2 protein-coding genes and 1 pseudogene are annotated in these 2,174 nt (G+C 73.4%); 2 read left to right on the top strand and 1 reads right to left on the bottom strand.

All coding sequences use genetic code 11. The features are described 5' to 3' along the window. Positions 1–360: pseudogene (locus DZF91_RS24710) on the bottom strand (hypothetical protein); the annotation flags it as partial. A 343-nt stretch (positions 361–703) separates the two neighbouring features. On the opposite strand from DZF91_RS24710, the gene DZF91_RS24705 reads away from it, so the two are divergent. Then, entirely contained in the window at positions 704–1,432 is a 729-nt protein-coding gene (locus DZF91_RS24705) for a lysophospholipid acyltransferase family protein (protein WP_199486858.1), read from the top strand. A gap of 4 nt (positions 1,433–1,436) precedes the next feature. After that, a partial coding sequence (locus tag DZF91_RS24700) for a DUF5931 domain-containing protein (RefSeq protein WP_235834529.1) occupies positions 1,437–2,174 on the top strand: 738 nt, incomplete at its 3' end.

The following is a 2,174-nucleotide window of genomic DNA, read 5'->3' as shown; positions in this document are numbered from 1 at the left end:
GGTCTCGGGCTTGTCGCGCCCGGCGCCGGGCTGCTCGGTGTCGGACGGGGCGGCCGGGGCGGGCGGGACGTCGTCGGCGGGGGAGGGGTCGTCGGCCGCGACGCCCTCCGGCCCGCGGGACGCCGCGTCGCGCAGCCGGGTGAGGTGGACGCGCAGGATGCCCTCGGCGGTGTGCTTGAGGTCGACGTCCACGTAGAGGCGGTCGAGGGCCTCCTCGGCGGCGGGCTGCTCGGGCGGGGCGGCGTAGGCGGCGACGCCCGCCTCGCGCAGCGCGTCGAGCATCGCGTCCGCGAGATGGGGGGCGAGATCCACCAGCGGGGCGTAGGTGTCGGCGGTCAGGCCGTTGCCTCGGCGACTCACGGGGCCGGCTCCTTCGACTCCTGCGTGACCGATCGCACCGGCATGACGGCCTCCGCTCCCCCATTACTCTGTGTGCGGCGAGTGCGCTCGCGCGTGCACGAGGCACGCCGGTCGGCGGCTCATCCGGACACCCCGAAACGTGTGTCCCACGGTATTCGCTGCGCCGCCCGGAACAAGCCCTCGGGCACACCCGATTGTGGTACTGCTGTACTTCCACAGCAGAGCCTACGGTCCCCGGGGACCCCCGCGCGCGCGAAGCCGCGGCCGGAGCGGGCCCGGGGTGTGGGCAGCACCCCGTTCAGATGGGAAGATGTCCCATCATCTCCCTCAGGAAGGTGTCGTCATGCTGTGGTTCTGGATCATGTTGCGGATCGTGCTCTCGCCGATCCTCTACCTGGTTTGGCTGCCGAAGAACTCCGGCATGAGGAACGTCCCCCTGCGCGGCCCGGCGCTGCTGGTGAGCAACCACCTGTCGTTCGCCGACCACTTCTTCGGCCCGCTGCCGCTGATGCGCCCGATCCTGTTCATCGGCAAGCGCGAGTACTTCACCGGCAAGGGCATCAAGGGGCTCATCAGCAAGGGGTTCTTCACCGGCGTCGGCGTCGTCCCGGTGGACCGGACGGGCGGCTCGGCGGCCGAGGCGGCGCTGGAGACCGGCCTGCGGATCCTGCGCGAGGGCAAGCTGCTCGGCATCTACCCCGAGGGCACCCGCGCCCCCGACAACCGGCTGTACCGCGGCAAGACCGGCGTGGCGCGGCTGGCGCTGGCGTCCCGGGTGCCGGTGATCCCGATGGCCATGATCAACACGTTCGAGCTGATGCCGCCCGGCCAGGCGCTGCCCAACCTGCGGCCCCGTCCCGGGGTCCGGTTCGGCAAGCCGCTCGACTTCTCCGAGTACTACGGGCAGGAGGACGACCGGGAGGTGCTGCGGAAGGTCACCGACCAGATCATGATGGCCGTCCGCGAGCTGTCCGGCCAGGAGTACGTGGACCGGTACGCCGCCGACGTGAAGGCCGAACTGTCCGGCCGCGCGCCCCGTCCGTCGTCCGACGACGACGGCGACGACGACTGACGCCTTGGGGGTCGGGGCTGCGCTCTGGCGCTCGGTCGCGGTCTACCGGTTCCTCGCGCTCGTCTACGCGGGCGTCCTGATCGCCTGGAACCAGGACAAGTACGAACGCCCCTACGCCGCCTGGATCGTGTTCGCCGGGATGGCCCTGTGGACCGGCTACGCCACGCTCGCCTACGGCGGCGGACGCAGGCAGCCCTGGCCGCTGCTGGCCGCCGACCTGCTGGTCGCGGTCGCCGCCGTCCTCGCCACGGCGTGGGTCGAGACGGAGTTCGGGATCGCGCAGGGCCGTCCGACGATCCCGGTCGCCTGGGTGGTGGCGGCGCTGCTGGCGTGGGCGGTGTCCGGCGGGCGCCGCCTCGGCCTGGTCGCCGCCGGGGTGATCGGCGCCGCCGATCTGGTCCTGCACGCGCTGAACGCCTCCACGCCGGGACCGGTCACGTTCGGCAACATCGTCCTGCTGGTCCTCACCGGGCTCGTGGTCGGGCACGTCGTCCGGATGGCGCTGGACGCCGAGGCCCGCCTCGCCCGCGCCGTCGAGATGGAGGCGTCCACCCGCGAGCGCGAGCGGCTGGCCCGCGACATCCACGACTCGGTCCTGCAGGTCCTCGCGATGGTGCAGCGGCGCGGCGCGGAGGCGGGCGGCGAGGCCGCCGAGCTGGGCCGTCTCGCGGGCGAGCAGGAGGCCGCCCTCCGCTCCCTGATCAGCGGCGCGCCCGTCCCGCGGCCCCGGCCGCCCGCGGGC

It is taken from the genome of Actinomadura logoneensis, assembly GCF_003428695.1.
Classification (GTDB): domain Bacteria; phylum Actinomycetota; class Actinomycetes; order Streptosporangiales; family Streptosporangiaceae; genus Spirillospora; species Spirillospora logoneensis.
Note: the sequence above shows the minus strand (reverse complement) of the source record. Positions and strands in the feature narration are given on the sequence as shown.

What these genes read in the sequence shown, in the direction of transcription:
- DZF91_RS24705 (WP_199486858.1), top strand. Translation starts at nt 704, where the DNA reads ATGCTGTGGTTCTGGATCATGTTGCGGATCGTGCTCTCGCCGATCCTC.